This is a genomic window from Pseudomonas sp. 32A (genome assembly GCF_052682255.1).
Genome location: NZ_JBQYLY010000001.1, coordinates 5,319,316 through 5,333,762 on the forward strand (window position 1 = coordinate 5,319,316; position 14,447 = coordinate 5,333,762).

At 62.5% G+C, this 14,447-nt stretch carries 7 protein-coding genes; 5 read left to right on the plus strand and 2 right to left on the minus strand.

Translation table 11 applies throughout. The features are described from left to right. Positions 1-42 precede the first annotated feature (42 nt). The 4 genes from ACUN0G_RS24445 to ACUN0G_RS24460 all read left to right on the plus strand — a co-directional run bounded on the left by ACUN0G_RS24445 (position 43) and on the right by ACUN0G_RS24460 (position 4,306). Positions 43-963, plus strand: coding sequence for a LysR family transcriptional regulator (locus ACUN0G_RS24445; protein ID WP_445574499.1), 921 nt, complete (start codon positions 43-45; stop codon positions 961-963). Beyond that, the gene (locus ACUN0G_RS24450; protein ID WP_445574500.1) at positions 963-1,862 is read left to right on the plus strand and encodes a LysR family transcriptional regulator; all 900 of its coding nucleotides are present in this window, start codon (positions 963-965) and stop codon (positions 1,860-1,862) included. The genes ACUN0G_RS24445 and ACUN0G_RS24450 overlap by 1 nt, the downstream gene beginning before the upstream one ends. 2 nt (positions 1,863-1,864) lie before the next feature. After that, positions 1,865-2,830 (plus strand): flavin-nucleotide-binding protein, encoded by a 966-nt coding sequence (locus ACUN0G_RS24455; RefSeq protein WP_445574501.1) that lies wholly within the window; start codon positions 1,865-1,867, stop codon positions 2,828-2,830. A 135-nt stretch (positions 2,831-2,965) separates the two neighbouring features. Then, positions 2,966-4,306 (plus strand): PQQ-dependent sugar dehydrogenase, encoded by a 1,341-nt coding sequence (locus tag ACUN0G_RS24460; protein WP_445574502.1) that lies wholly within the window; start codon positions 2,966-2,968, stop codon positions 4,304-4,306. A 744-nt stretch (positions 4,307-5,050) separates the two neighbouring features. Here ACUN0G_RS24460 and ACUN0G_RS24465 read toward each other — a convergent pair. Continuing rightward, a complete protein-coding gene (locus ACUN0G_RS24465; protein ID WP_421526183.1) occupies positions 5,051-6,538 on the minus strand; it encodes an efflux transporter outer membrane subunit in 1,488 nt (495 codons plus the stop codon). Then, positions 6,538-7,332, minus strand: coding sequence for a helix-turn-helix transcriptional regulator (locus tag ACUN0G_RS24470; protein ID WP_445574503.1), 795 nt, complete (start codon positions 7,330-7,332; stop codon positions 6,538-6,540). The genes ACUN0G_RS24465 and ACUN0G_RS24470 overlap by 1 nt, the downstream gene beginning before the upstream one ends. A 487-nt stretch (positions 7,333-7,819) precedes the next feature. Here ACUN0G_RS24470 and ACUN0G_RS24475 point away from each other — a divergent pair, with 487 nt between their 5' ends. After that, complete coding sequence (locus tag ACUN0G_RS24475) at positions 7,820-14,101, plus strand: amino acid adenylation domain-containing protein (protein WP_445574504.1); 6,282 nt, start codon at positions 7,820-7,822, stop codon at positions 14,099-14,101. Positions 14,102-14,447 lie beyond the last annotated feature (346 nt).

Genomic DNA, 14,447 nt, shown 5'->3' on the forward strand with positions numbered 1-14,447 from the left:
CAAGCCACTGGTTTGGTGGACTACATTCGATTAAGGGGACTCATGGACCGTTTCCAGGAAATGCAGATTTTCCTCGCAGTTGCCGAAGAGCAGGGTTTTGCCGCGGCGGCCCGGCGCCTGAAAATCTCGCCCCCCAGCGTGACCCGCGCGATTGCTGCGATGGAGGCGCGTATCGGCACGCAGTTGCTCTCGCGCACCACCCGCAGCCTGCACCTGAGCGAGGCTGGCCAACGTTACCTGGACGATTGCCGGCGCATCCTCGCCGAACTGACCGAGGCCGAAGAGGCGGCGGCCGGCAGCTTCTCGATCCCGTGGGGGCACCTGACGGTCACTGCGCCCGTGTTGTTCGGTGAGGTGTTCGTCGCACCGATCCTGGGGGAGTACCTGGACCAGTTTGCTCAGGTCAGCATCAACGCCTTGCTGGTGGACCGTGTGGTCAATATGACCGACGAAGGCGTCGACGTGGCCGTGCGCATCGGGCATTTGCAGGAAACCGGCCAGCAGGCGATCAAGGTCGGCGAAGTGCGCCGCGTGGTATGCGCCGCGCCGGCTTACCTTGAGCGGCACGGTCGGCCACTGCACCCCGGGCAACTGCGGGAGGCGAAGATTGTCACCTCGTCTTCCAGCCAGTTGGTCAGCGAATGGCAGTTCATGGAAGGCGGCCAGCCTTTGAACGTGGCCGTTGAGCCACGCCTGGTGGTCACGGCCAACAATGCCGCCATCAACCTGGCGCGCCTGGGCTGGGGCGTCACGCGGGTGCTGTCTTATCAGGTGGCCAGCGATGTGCGTGCAGACGCACTGGAGATCATCCTGCAAGACTTCGAGCCGCCTGCGTTGCCGATCCATGTGGTGTTCCAGAACAGCGCCCGGGTACCGGCGAAGGTCAACACGTTCGTGGATTTTTTGGTCAGCCGGCTTGGGCAGGATGCTGCGCTTAACCCGTCGATGCCGCGGCCGGCCTGATGGACCGCTATCGCGACATGCAGATTTTCCAGACGCTGTCCCGGCAGCCGAGCCTGGCTGCGGCTGCCCGCTGCCTGGGCATCTCGGGGCCCACTGTGATCCGCGCGATTGACCGGCTGGAGACGCGCTTGCGGGTGCAGTTACTGGAGCGCAACACCCGGGGCATTCGCCTCACCGAAGCCGGGGCGAGGTTTATGGCGGACTGTTCACGCATCCTTGATGGCGTGAGCGCCGCCGAAGCGTCTGCCCAGGGCGCGCATGCGCAGGCCGAGGGGAATCTGCGGGTGTTTTTTCCGTTTCTGTTCAGCCGGTATGTGATGGCGCCGCTGTTGGCCGACTACCTGGAGCGCTATCCCGGCGTCCGGATGTTTGCCCATTACCACGACCATTATCCGAACCTGAATGAAGACGGCCTGGACGTGGCGATCCTGGTGGGAGAACTGCCCGGGTCATCCCTGATTGCGCGGCCTGTGGGCCATGTGCACAACATTGTGTGCGCCAGCCCTGGCTACCTGGAAACCCATGGCGAGCCACTGCAACCCGAAGCGCTCAAGCGGCATCGACTGGTCGTCAGCCAGGCCTATTCGGACGGGGTGCAATGGGATTTCCAGGCCTCCAGCATCAAGGCCCGCGCGCGCCTCGGTTGCACCACGGTGCAGGGTGCGATCAATGCGGCGGTGCAGGGCGCAGGGTTGATCCGGTGCTTGAGTTATCCGGTCCACGAGCACTTGGCGAGCGGCCAATTGCGTCGGGTATTGCAGGCCCATGAGCCGCCGCCGCTGCCGGTGCATGTGGTCTACCGCGAAGGGCGCAACGCTTCGATGCGGGTGCGCAGTTTTGTTGATTTTACGGTGGCGGCATTGCGTGAACATCCGGCGTTTCATCCACAGAGGGCTTGATCATGAACCACCAGGACGCGTCCCCCGTCTCGCCATGGCATGCCGGCGAGCGGCAATTGCAGCAAAGTGCCGGCGTGGCCGAGCGCATGGAGGTGATCGGCGCGAAGGTCATACGGGATCACTTGCCGGAGCAGCATCGGGCGTTTTATGAGTTGTTGCCCTATCTGGTGGTGGGTGCCGTGGATGATCAGGGACTTCCGTGGGCCACGCTGCTGGAGGGGTCGCCGGGGTTTGTGTACTCGCCCGACCCCTACAGCTTGCGTATCGACAGCCTGCCTGCGGTGGATGATCCCGCCGGGGCGGGGCTGAAGAAAGGTGCGGCGGTGGGGCTATTGGGCATTGATCTGAATACGCGGCGGCGCAACCGTATGAATGGGGTTGTGGGGACGGCTGGCGCTGATGGTTTTGCGGTGGACGTGGTGCACACTTTTGGCAATTGTCCGAAGTACATCCAGTTGCGTGCGGTGGACCCGGGTGCTCGGGGGCAGCGTTCTGCTGAAGGTGCGGTGCAGCGCGCCAACGCGCTCGATGAGTCTGCCCGGGCGCTGATTCGTAGCGCGGATACGTTCTTCGTCGCCAGTTATGTGGACCTGGAGGGTGATGCGGCCAAGCGTTCGGTGGACGTTTCGCACCGGGGTGGCGACCGTGGGTTTGTGCGGGTGGACGGGGACGTGCTGACGATTCCCGACTTTACCGGCAACTCGTTTTTCAACACCTTGGGCAATTTGCAGCTCAACCCGGTTGCCGGGTTGTTGTTTGTGGATTTTGCGACGGGTGATGTGTTGCAGGTTGCCGGGCGGGCCGAGGTGATCCTTGAAGGGCCTGAGGTGACGGGGTTCCAGGGCGCCGAGCGGTTATGGCGGGTGACCGTGGAGCACGTGGTTCGACGGGAAGCGGCGCTGGCGTTGCGTTGGCAGTTCGAAGCGTTTTCTCCCTACAGCCTGTCATTGGGGCCATGGAGGGTCTGAGGGACGCTGTCGAGCACACTCGTGCGACTGAGTTAAAACTCAATTGCGCGGGAGGCGGTGTTTGGTGCCGGGGAATGACGCAATACTCCGTCGTGATTTTGCCTGCCCAATGATGGGCTGTCCCGAGGTTTTCCAATGAATGCACCAAGCCGCCTTGCGCTGCTGATCACCGCCACTGCTGCCCTGAGCGCCTGTGGCGAATCCTCCAAACTGCCGTTTCAGGCCGGGGTGGGGCCAAGCCCGCAACTGCCCGAAGCCACCGAATCGCTGATCCCGACACTCAAGGTGTCCAAGGCCGTTGGTTGGCCAGGCGATGCCCAACCGACGGCGCCGGAAGGGTTTGCGGTGACGGCATTGGCCGAGAACCTTGACCATCCACGCTGGGTGTACACCTTGCCCAATGGCGACGTATTGGTCGCCGAGAGTAACCATCCGCCCATGCCTGAAGGCGCCACGGATGGCGGCACTGGCTTGCTCGCTTGGGCGCGTCGTACGGCGATGGGGTTTGTGATGGGGCGGGTGGGGGCCGACACGCCGAGTGCAGACCGAATCACGCTGCTGCGGGACGCTGATGGTGATGGGCATGCCGAGGTGAAGAGCGTGTTTCTCAGTGGGCTCACGTCGCCGTTTGGCATGGCGCTGGTGGGTGATGCCTTGTATATCGGCAATGCCGATGCGGTGGTCAAGGTGCTTTATGTTCCGGGTCAGACTCACATCGATGCCACGCCGGTGAAGGTCACCGATCTGCCGGCCGGGATCAATCATCACTGGACCAAGAACGTTCTGGCCAATCCTGAGGGCACCAAGCTTTATGTGACCGTGGGGTCCAACAGCAATGTGGGTGAGAACGGGCTTGCAGCCGAGGACGGGCGTGCGGCGATCTGGGAGTTGGATCTTGCCAGTGGGCAGAAGCGTCTGTTCGCCAGTGGTTTGCGCAATCCCAATGGGCTGGCGTGGAAGCCTGGTTCCTCGCAATTGTGGACGGTGGTGAATGAGCGCGATGAGATCGGCAGTGATCTGGTGCCGGATTACCTGACTTCGGTGCGGGAGGGCGCTTTTTACGGGTGGCCGTGGAGTTATTACGGGGATCATGTTGATACGCGGGTGCAGCCGCTGCGTCCGGACAAGGTTGCCCAAGCTATTGCGCCAGACTACGCGTTGGGGACTCACGTGGCGCCGTTGGGGTTGACCTTTTCGGATGCGCGGGGGATGCCGGCGGGGTTTGCTGATGGGGTGTTTGTGGGGGAGCATGGGTCTTGGAACCGTAACCCGCAGGCGGGGTACAAGGTGGTGTTTGTTCCGTTCCGGGATGGTAAGCCTTCGGGTCAGCCTGTTGACTTTTTGACTGGGTTTTTGAACGGCGACGGAGAAGCCCAGGGCCGCCCGGTCGGTGTAACACTGGACGGGCAGGGCGCGTTGCTGGTGGCGGATGATGTGGGGAACAAGGTGTGGCGCGTGGCGCGGGTGAGGCCTTAGGGGGGGGGCTGATGTTGGGGGTATATCCGTTATTTAGGTAACGGCCGCCTATGGTTCCGCTCTTACAGCGGCTCACTTTTGAACAGCGCAAAAGTAAGCAAAACGCTCTTGCCCCACCACTCGGCACCTCGCTTGGGCTCGGTGTGCCCTCACTCCGGCTTTGGACCGTGGGCCGCCGTCATGGGCCATCCCTGGCCCAGGACGGCTAACCTGGCGTCCTGCCAGGTTACCCACGCTCCAAAGCCTGCGTTCGGCCAGCGTGGTTTAACGGGGCGCCTAAGATCAAGATCAAAAGCAAGAGCACAGCGGCCTCCCGGCCGGCTTGAGTGTTGAAGAGCAAAATCAAAAGCCAAAGCGGGCACGGTCAAAAATGTGGGAGCGGGCTTGCTCGCGAAGGTCGTTAACGATGACGCGGGCATTCTGGATGAACGCGGCGCTCTCAGGTTTTTCGCGAGCAAGCCCGCTCCCACAGAAAAGCAGCTTTGCTTTCGCTCTGGATTTTGTCTTTGCTTTCAACACTCAAGCCGGCCGGGAGGCCGCTGTGCTTTTGCTTTTGATCTTGATCTGACTGCCCCAATAAGCCCGAGGCCGAACGCAGGTATTGCGGAGCGGGTAAACCGGCAGGACGCCGGTTTAGCCGCGCCGGGCCATGGATGGCCCGTCGCGGCGGCCCGCGGAGCAATGCCGGAGTGAGGGGACACCGAGCCTAGGCGAGGTGCCGACAGGCGGGGCAGAGCCCTTTGCTTACTTTGGGGCTTTTCCAAAGTGAGCCGCTGTAAGAGCGGAACCATAAGCGGCCGTTACCGAAGAAACGGATATGCCCCCAACCCCAACCCCAACCCCCGCGGAACCCAATTCCCACCCCCCACCCAACGCCGTATACAAATTCACCTCCGCCACCAACTGCGCCAACCGATCCACAATCAACGCCTGTTGCGAACTGAACAACGACCGCTGCGCATCCAGAAACACCAGATTACTGTCCACCCCACTGCGATACCGGTGCTGCGCCAGGTCGTAATACTTCTGGTTGGCCCGCACAAAATCCCGCTGCGCCGCCAGTTGCTCGTTATACGTCTGGCGCGCCGCCAACCCGTTCGAGACCTCCTGAAACGCCGTCTGAATCGACTTCTCATACTGCGCAACAAAGATGTTCTTCTGAATCTTCGCGTAATCCAGACTCGCCCTCAGACTCCCCGCATTAAAGATCGGCAGATTGATCTGCGGCTGAAACGCCCAGCTCCCCGAGCCCCCCTGGAACAATCCCGACAAATCCTTGCTGGAGGTCCCCGCATTGGCCGTCAGCGTAACCGAAGGAAAAAACGCCGCCCGCGCCGCGCCAATATTGGCGTTGGCCGCCTGCAACTGATATTCGGCCTGAACAATATCCGGCCGCCGTTGCAGCAGGTCCGACGGCAACCCGGCCGGCACGCGCGCCACCAGGTCGGCGGACAGCGGCTGTGCCGGCAAAGAGTCCGGCACCGGCCCGCCCACCAGCAACGCCAGGCTGTTGAGGTCCTGGGCCACCTGGCGCTGGTAGCGGGCAATGCTTGCTCGCGTGCTCTCGACGCTGGTCTGGGCCTGGATCACATCGATCGATGTCGCCTTGCCCGCCGTTTTGCTGCGCGACGTCAGGCGCAGGCTGTGCTCGTCCGAAGCCAGCGTCTGCTGGGCCAGGGCCAGCAGTTCCTGGTCGGCGCGCCAGGTCAGGTAGGCGTTGGCCACGTTGGCCACCAGGCTCAGTTGTGCACTGCGCCGGGCTTCTTCAGTGGCCAGGTATTGCAGCATCGCTTGCTCACTGAGGCTGCGCACGCGGCCGAAAAAATCCAGCTCATAGGCACTCACGCCCAGCGTTGCGGAGTAGGTGGAGGTGATCGCAGACTTGCCGGTACTGGTGGCGCGCCGTGGGACTTTCTGCCGGTTTTCGGCACCTGTGGCAGACACCGCCGGGAACAGGTCCGCGCGCTGGATGCGGTATTGCGCCTGGAACGCTTCGACATTCAGCGCCGCCACCCGCAGGTCACGGTTATTCACCAGTGCCTGGCCAATCAACTGCCGCATCACCGGGTCACGGAACAACTGCTGCCAGTCAGGCCCGGCGGCCGATGGGCCTACCTTGTCCGCGTTGTACACCGGGTATTGTGCCGGCGTTGGCGCCTCGGGCCGCTGATAGTCCGGGATCAGCGAACACCCACCAAGCACACACGCCACGCCGAGCATCAGTTTTTTCATCACGCGCCAACCATCCATTTGGCCAGGCCATGGCGGCCACTCACGCCCAGTTTGGCCGCTGCGCGCTTGAGGTAGGTTTCGATGGAGCTGTTTTTTACGCTGAGTTTCTCGGCCATCTGCGGCACGGTTCCGCCGGTCAACAGTCCCAGGCACACCTCCTGTTCCCGCGCCGATAAGGTGATGTCACTGAGTGACAGGCGTTTGTAGAATTCGCGCTGCAATTGCGACTGCTCCAACAGGGTTTTAGAGGGCTCGGGAGCCGCCAGCGGCGCCTGTCGATTGATCTGCGCGTGGCGCTCGATCAAGGGCAGCAAGGTTTCCGAAAGGCTCTTGAGAAACGACAACTCCGCCAGGGAAAAGGCGCGCTGGGTGTGGGGCCGATAGAACGAAATCACACAACGTCGATTGGCCTGGCGCGAGACCAGGTTGCACTGATGAGAGGTGCCGCGGATGTGGGTACTGTCGGCCTTGGCATTCATCTGGATCAACAGCGGGTCGTTCATGCCGAGCATTTTTTTCAACAGCGGATGATCGTCGCGATGATGCAGGGTGCGCGGTGGCGGCAAGTCCTGTTTCAACCCATCGCTGCCGAGTAACGTGATGTCGAGCACGCAGGCCTGGTGCTCGTCGAGGGTCCATTCACTGAGGTCCACCAAGTGAACCGGTATCAGCTTGTTGACCAGTTGCAGCATGTTCGCTGCGAAGTGTTCAGTGCCTGTGCTTGAAATCAATTCCCCCAACTCGAAATAAAAATGCGGACTTTCCATATTCCGAATACTGCTGGTCAGACTCATAGCCATCTCATCCTTGATGTCGAAAACCGTCAACGGTTGCCCCCGTTCGTCTGCAGGCCTCCCGTTCTCCTTGAACCTGGGTCGGTGCTCGAGGCTTCATTTAGCCACGGGGATTTGTCCTACGTATGTAGCGGAAACGAGGGACACAACGTGCCATAAAAAACGCGCCATTATTTCGTCATTTCTGACGGAAAAATAAGGTGGGGCCGTACAGGAAGGGTGTTTTAGAGTTTATTAACTAGTTGATATAGAACGTTTTTATTTGTTTTCTTGAAAAAGCTTGGCTGCCAGGCAGCGGCCAGGGATAGCCAATTTCCTACACCCATTTAATCGATTCAGCACTGAACCATCGGCCAACCCCGGCGCGGTATCCGGCTGTCCGGGTTTCGGGTGACATACGGCCCTCTGGGGCGATGCTTAAATCCCATTGATTTCGCATCAATGGGGCGTTGTGCGCCTTATCGACACCTCACATGAGAAGGATCTTATGACGTATTTCCCTCTGACCGCCGCCCAGCGGGATATCTGGCTGGACCAACTGCGCCTCGGCGATTCGCCGCTGTACAACATCGGCGGTTATGTCGACCTCACGGGCCCGGTGAATCCCGCATTGATCCAGCGCGCCATTGAGCAACTGGTGGCCAAGCACGACGCGTTGCGTACGGTGTTGCAGGTGGCCGCCGATGGCTTGCCCCGGCAGGCGTTTGCCGAGGCGATGGTGGTATCGGTGCCGCAGCATGACGTCTCGCGGCAGCCGGACCCCGAGGCGGCGGCCGAGGCCTTGCTGCAGGCGCAAATGGCCCGGGCCTATGGGCTGGTCGACGAGCCGTTGTTCCGCTTCTTCCTGGTCAAGCTCGATGAGCAGCATTACCGCCTCGGTACCCAGGCCCATCACCTGATTCTCGATGGCTGGGGTTTCGGCCAGATGCTGCAATCCCTCGCGGGTATCTACAGCGCCCTGGAGCAGGGCCGGCAACCGGATCTGTCGGCGCCGTCCTATGTCGACTTCATCGACAACGATGAACGCTATCGTGAGTCGGCCCGTTACGCCCGGGACCGCAGCTACTGGCTGGACAAATATCAGGCGCTGCCCGAGCCGCTGCTGAGCCCCCGTTACCCTGCCAGGGGCCAGGCACCGAGCAACACCTGCGTGGCTCCCTTTCCGGCAAAGCTGCTCAACCGCATGGCGCGCATGGCGAACCACTACGAGGCATCGGCGTTCCATGTGTTGTTGGCTGCGATGTACCTGTACTTCAGCCGTACCGGCCAGCGTCAGGAATGGGTGGTGGGGCTGCCGATTCTCAACCGTTCCAATGCGCGCTTTCGTTCGACCCTGGGACTGTTCACTCAGGTCAGTGCCGTGCGCTTGCAGTTCTGCGACGACCTGCCGTTCAGCGCGTTAGTGCGTGGCGTACGCGACCAACTCAAGCAGGATTTTCGGCATCAGCGCTTTCCCCTGAGCGAGATGAATCGCGAGCTGGGTTTGCTGCGCGCCGACCGTGGCCAACTGTTCGACCTGTCGGTGTCTTATGAACAGGACGACCACGAATTTCGCTACGGCCAGGCATCGGCCCGGGCGATCAAAGTCTCCAATCACCATGAGCCATTGCCGCTTGCGATCCACCTGCGCAGCAATCGCTACCACGACACGGCGTGCCTGCACTGCGTCTACAACGAGGCGTATTTCCAGCAACACGAGGTGCAGGCTCTGGCGGAACGTCTGGTGTATCTGCTGGAACAGGGCCTGGAAAATACGGCGCTGGCCCTGGCTGATTTTTCATTGATCACGCCTGAGGAAACCGCGCAGTTGCAACGTTGGAATGCCACGGCCCACGCGTATCCGGCCGCGCAAACCCTGCACGGGCGCATCGAAACCCAGGCTGCGCTGACCCCGCATGCGGTAGCCGCGGTGTACCAGGGCCAGCGACTGACCTACGCCGAGTTGAATCAACGGGCCAATGCCCTGGCGCATCAGCTGTTGGTGCTTGGGGTAAAGCCTGACGACCGGGTGGCCATCGTCGCCCGGCGTGGCCTGGAAACGCTGGTGGGGTTGCTGGGCATTCTCAAGTCCGGTGGTTGCTATGTGCCGGTGGACCCGGCCCATCCTGCCGAACGCCTGAACTACCTGCTCGATGACAGCGCGCCGGTGGCGGTGCTGACGCAGACGGATTTGCTCGAACGCTTGCCGGTATTGAGCGTGCCGGTGATCAATCTGGATCACGCCACGGCGCAGTTGGCGAGCAACCCACAAGTAGCGATGACACCCGCCAATCTCGCCTATGTGATCTACACCTCGGGCTCCACCGGCCTGCCCAAAGGCGTGATGGTGGAACACCACACCGTGGCCAATCTGGTGGACTGGCATTGCCAGGCCTTCGACTTGCACGCGGGCAGCCACACCGCCAGCGTTGCCGGTTTCGGGTTTGACGCCATGGCCTGGGAAGTCTGGCCGGCGTTGTGCGTGGGGGCGACCTTGCACCTGCCGCCAGCCCAGGAGGGTGCCGAAGACATCGACGCGCTGCTGGATTGGTGGCGCGCTCAACCGCTGGACGTGTGCTTCCTGCCTACGCCGGTGGCGGAGTACGCCTTCAGCCAGAACATCGAACACCCGACCTTGCGCACCTTGCTGATCGGTGGCGACCGCCTGCGCCAGTTCAACACGGCGCGCAGTTTCGCGGTGATCAACAACTACGGTCCCACTGAAGCCACCGTAGTTGCCACCTCTGGCCTGGTTGAGGTCGGGCAGCCGCTGCATATCGGCAAGCCCATCGCTAACGCCACGGTCTACCTGCTGGATGAGCAGCAGCGGCCGGTACCCATCGGCATCGCGGGCGAGTTGTACGTCGGCGGTAAAGGCGTGGCGCGCGGCTATTTGAACCGTCCGGAAATGACTGCCGAGCGCTTCCTTGATGATCCCTTCAACCCTGGCCGTATGTATCGCACCGGCGACCTGGCGCGCTGGCTGCCGGACGGCAATCTCGAATACCTGGGGCGCAACGACGACCAGGTGAAAATTCGCGGCGTGCGTATCGAACTGGGCGAAATCGAATCCGCCCTGGCGGGTTATGACGGTGTCACTGAAGCGGTGGTCCTGGTGCGTGAGGGGCAGTTATTGGCCTGGTACACCGAGCATGCGCCGGTAGCGATTGAACAGCTTCGTGCCCATCTCAGGTCACGCTTGCCGGATTACATGGTGCCGCAGGCCTACGTAAAACTCGACGCGTTGCCCCTGACCGCCAACGGCAAGCTCGACCGCAAGGCCTTGCCGGCACCCGGTGCCGATGCGTTTGTCAGCCGCCTCTACGAAGCTCCCCAAGGCGCCACGGAAATTACTCTGGCGCAGATCTGGGCCGAGGTGCTGCATGTCGAGCAGGTGGGGCGGCATGATCATTTCTTTGAGTTGGGCGGCCATTCGTTATTGGCGGTGCAACTGGTACAGCGCATGCGTCAGGCCGGGTTGCAGACGGATGTGCAGGTGCTGTTCGGCCAGCCGACATTGGCCGCGCTGGCGGCAGCGGTCGGCCAGGGCACCGAGCTTGAGGTGCCGGCCAACCGCGTTCCTGCAGATTGCACATTGATTACCCCAGACCTGCTGGTACTGGCCGAGCTGGACCCGCCGACGATCGAGCGCATCGTCGCCGCCATCCCCGGGGGCGCCGCCAATGTGCAGGAGATCTATCCGCTGGCGCCGTTGCAGGAAGGCCTGCTCTATCACCACATCACTGACGAGCGCGATCCCTATCAGCAACACGCGATGTTCAGCTTTGCTTGCCGTGAACAGCTGGATGCCTTCGCCCAGGCGCTGCAACAGGTGATCGACCGCCATGACATCCTGCGCACCAGCCTGGCGTGGGATGCCATCGAGCACCCGATGCAAGTGGTGTGGCGCAAGGCGCTTTTGGATGTGGAACCGGTGGCCCTTCAGGGAGGTTCAATCCTCGAACAGCTGCGTGAACGCCAGCGCCCACTGGACTTGCGCAAGGCGCCGCTGATGGCCCTGGATTACGCCGAAGACCCGCAGAACCGCCGCTGGGTGGGCATGTTGCGTTTCCATCACCTGGTGAACGACGCCACATCGACGCAAGTACTGATGGCGGAAATCCAGGCACATCTGCTCGGCCAGCAACAGCAACTGCCGGAGCCGGTGCCTTATCGCAATGTGGTCGCCCAGACCCGTTCACCGGAGCGCCAAGCCGCGCACGAAGCGTTCTTCCGCGAGCGGCTGGCGGATGTCGACGAGCCGACCCTGGCCTTCGGCTTGCAGGAGCGCCAGGCGGATCGCCACGTGACCGAGGAGGCCGATGTGCTGCTCTCCGACGCGCTCGTTCAGCGGCTGCGGGAGCAGGCGCGCACCTTGGGTGTCAGTGCGGCGAGCCTGTTTCATCTGGCCTGGGCCCAGGTATTGGGTCGCGTCTCGGGCCGTGACGATGTGGTCTTCGGCACGGTGCTGCTGGGACGTTTGCAAGCCGGTGAGGGTGCCGACCGTGCCCTGGGCATGTTCATCAACACCTTGCCACTGCGGGTGCGCCTGGCCGGGTTGACGGTGCGTGAGGCGATCAAGAATACGCAGCAGCAACTCAGCGCCTTGCTCGCCCATGAGCAAGCCTCACTGGCGTTGGCCCAGCGTTGCAGCGGCGTCACGCCGTTGTTCAATAGCCTGCTGAATTACCGACATGCCTCGGCCGAGGAACTCCAGGCGCTGCAGCCCGGCATCGAATTGCTCAGCAGCGAAGACATCCTCAGCTACCCGCTGATGCTCACGGTGGACGACCTGTCCAACGGTTTCCGGCTCAAGGCCAAGGCGCCCCGAAAGGTCGGTGCCCAGCGCCTGCTGGACTACCTCGGCACGGTGCTCGCGGGATTGATGGAGACCCCAGAAGCGCTGCTAGTCGACGTGGAGGTGTTGCCCGCGACCGAACTGCAACAGCAACTGGTGGACTTCAACGCCAGCGAAACCGACTACCCTGTGGACCTGACCGTCCACGCCCTGTTCGAAGCCCATGCCCGTCACACCCCTCATGCAGTGGCGGTGCAGGCCGGTGAGCAACAGCTGACTTATCGCCAACTCAACGAACGCGCCAACCGTCTGGCCTATCACCTGCGCGAGCGCGGGGTGCAGCCGGATTCGCGGGTGGCGCTGTGTGTCGAGCGCGGGTTGGACCTGGTGGTCGGCTTGCTGGCGATCCTCAAGGCGGGCGGCGCCTATGTGCCGCTGGACCCGGGCTACCCCCGCGAGCGTCTCGCCTACATGCTGCAAGACAGCGCGCCGGTGGCGTTGCTGGTACACGGCGCGACCCGCGATTTGCCGGGGGAAGTGTCGATACCGGTGATCGACTTCGACCACTGCGCCTGGCAGCACGCGCCCGAAGGCAATCCGCTGGTGCCGGGGTTGAGCGTCGGCAACCTGGCGTACGTGATGTACACCTCCGGCTCCACCGGCACGCCCAAGGGCGTGATGATCGAACACCGCGGCCTGGGCAACTTGATGCACTGGGGTTCGCAACTGTGCCCGAATGCCGAGGGGGGCGCGTTGTTGCAGCGGGCGCCGTTCAGTTTTGACGGTTCGGTGTGGGAGCTGTTCTGGCCGTTGACCAATGGCATGCGCCTGGTGCTGGCGCGGCCCGATGGGCACCGTGAACCGGCGTACCTGGCGCAGGTGATTCGTGAGCAACAGATCAGCGTGATCAAGTTTGTGCCGGCGATGTTGCAGCAGTTTCTGGAGCTGGAAGAGTCCGCTGACTGCACCAGCCTTACCGACGTTTTATGCGGCGGCGGCGAGTTGACCGAGGCCCTGGCTCGTGGGGTTCAGGCGCGGTTGCCCGGGGTGCGTTTGCACAACGTGTATGGGCCGACCGAGGCGACGGTGGACAGCAGCGCCTGGACCCTCGAACCGGGTGCGCCGGTGCCTGGGTTGCAGTTGCCGATTGGGCGGGCGATCAGCAATACCCGGTTGTATGTGCTGGACGAGCATGACCGGCCGGTGCCGCTGGGGTGCAGTGGGCAGTTGCATATCGGTGGGGTGGGCGTGGCTCGCGGGTATCTGGGGTTGGCGCAGATGACGGCGGAGCGGTTTATCGATAGCCCGTTTGTGGTGGGGGATCGGTTATATCGCACTGGGGACTTGGTGCGGTATTTGCCGGATGGGAATCTGGAGTTTCTGGGGCGCAATGACTTCCAGGTGAAGCTGCGTGGGGTGCGGCTGGAGCTGGGGGAGGTTGAGGCGCGGTTGGGTGCGCATCCTGCGTTGCGGGAGGTGGCGGTGTTGATTCGGGATGAGCGGTTGGTGGCGTATTTCACCGTGCGTGATGCGGTGCCGGGGCTTGAGGCGTTGCGCAGTTACATGGTGGAGGGGTTGCCTGAGTACATGGTGCCTTCGGCGTTTGTGCACATGGAGGCGTGGCCGCTTAATCCGGCGGGGAAGCTGGACCGCAAGGGGTTGCCGGAGCCTGGGGTGGAGGCGGTTTTGAGTCGTGCCTATGAACCGCCTCGGGGGGAGGTGGAGACGGTGATTGCGGGGGTTTGGGCGGAGGTGTTGAAGCTGGACCGGGTGGGGCGTCAGGATCACTTTTTTGAGTTGGGGGGGCATTCGTTGTTGGCCGTGGGGGTGGTGGCGCGGATGCGTAAGGCGGGGTTGGAGGTGGATGCGCGCTCGTTGTTCAGTCAGCCGACGGTGGTGGGGTTGGCGGGGGTGGTTGGGAGGCGGGTGGAGCGGGTGGAGGTGGTGCCTGCTTTGGGGATTCCGCAGTTGGGGCGTAGACGCAGGATTTGAGTGGTGGTGTGGTGTGGTGTGGTGTGGTGTGGTGTGCATATCCGTTTCTTCGGTAACGGCCACCTATGGTTCCGCTCTTACAGCGGCTCACTTTGGAAAAGCCCCAAAGTAAGCAAAGGGCTCTGCCCCGCCTGTCGGCACCTCGCTTAGGCTCGGTGTTCCCTCACTCCGGCATTGCTCCGCAGGCCGCCGCGACGGGCCATCCATGGCCCGGCGCGGCTAAACCGGCGTCCTGCCGGTTTACCCGCTCCGCAATACCTGCGTTCGGCCTCGGGCTTATTGGGGCAGTCAGATCAAGATCAAAAGCAAAAGCACAGCGGCCTCCCGGCCGGCTTGAGTGTTAAAA